Source organism: Bartonella sp. MU70NMGDW (genome assembly GCF_042194085.1).
In the GTDB taxonomy this organism is placed as follows: domain Bacteria; phylum Pseudomonadota; class Alphaproteobacteria; order Rhizobiales; family Rhizobiaceae; genus Bartonella; species Bartonella grahamii.
The window spans coordinates 1-1,318 of record NZ_JBHIMK010000315.1 but is presented as its reverse complement, the minus strand read 5'-3'; the positions used below and the strand labels follow the sequence as shown (position 1 = coordinate 1,318).

The 1,318-nt window shown below is 28.0% G+C and carries 1 protein-coding gene; it reads right to left on the bottom strand.

Translation table 11 applies throughout. The features are described 5' to 3' along the window. Positions 1-1,104 precede the first annotated feature (1,104 nt). Positions 1,105-1,318: hypothetical protein (locus ACFIKE_RS10695; RefSeq protein WP_375649882.1), on the bottom strand; the 214-nt coding region annotated here is incomplete at its 5' end.

Sequence of the window (1,318 nt, the reverse complement as noted above, 5' to 3'; positions counted from 1 at the left end):
TAAGAAGAAGTGTTATAACAATACTACTAGAGTATTTACGGTGTTTTACAGTTTTTTTTCGGGTCGTCTTTCGTTTTTTTGTCATCATTTTTATTTTCAGTTGCGTTTATGTTTCACAAAGAAACGAATGCAAATTAGTTCTTACTTTTCGCTAGAGAGAAATGCATTTACATTATTGTTTTTTCCTTTCAAACTCCTAGAATAAGCAGCTTCATTCTATGAATGTATAAGTTGATCAATCAACAAGAGCTCTTATCAATTTTCATTAATTTCAGATTTTACAAATCTTTCAATATGTATAAAGAGAACATCGAATGATTAACGTTCAAGAGCATTTTAGTGTTTGCAAACTGCATTATCACATATAATCATCTCAATAATAATATCACGTTATTCTTCATTTTTGGCGCAGGTGTTTGCCTATCATTTAAAAACAAGTTAGAGACTATTTTTCTATAACGTTAAAAAGATAAGAGTCATTATATTCTTTACAATTTACATATATAGGGTTACTTTTCTGTAAACGGTTTGGTGAGAATACTGGTCTCTTAAGGTTATTATATTTTAGTGGAGCTACTTTTGTATCAATTAAATTGATGTTTACAATGTTATAGAAAAACTTGTCTTGAGATATTGAGATGGAGTTATAAGAGATGAAGCTATTGTTTGATCTTTTGATCGACATATTGATCATGTTGGTGATGTTCTAGTAAAAGTTTTATAGATAATATAAATATTTTATCACTACTAGAGTCAGAATAACAGAGTCTGACTCTTTTTAGCCTTTTCAACTAAGCTAAGATGATGAACTATTATTTAAAATAAGTATGTACACAATATGGAAAAGAAATTGGACTCTGTGTTTAATCCTTATCTCATTGCTACACTTTCTTGTGGAATAATTGCTACACTTTCTTGTGGAATAAAAGGTTATAAATGTGGGGGGTACATTTCTTAACTCTTATGCACGATCATGGTTATATCTCTCACTTTTTATCATGGTATGTTCATTAATATGATCAGCCTGTAAGTGTATAATTGGGATGTTAAATTTTTACTGAATAGACAATGTATCCCATTTTATACAGCGGCATTGTGCCATATTTATAAAAAAGCCAATGATATAGATCCAATAAATGAATACTCAATTTTATAAAAAACAAATTTTATAAATTGTTTATAAAGAAACAGTGTATAAAATGCTTCTTTTATTGTATTTACCACTGCGGTACATTGATTGCCCATGATACGTTTTTTAATCAAATTATCATTTTTTTTATTTTTTATTTTTGTCATTATTTCATTTTTTGTAGCAGAT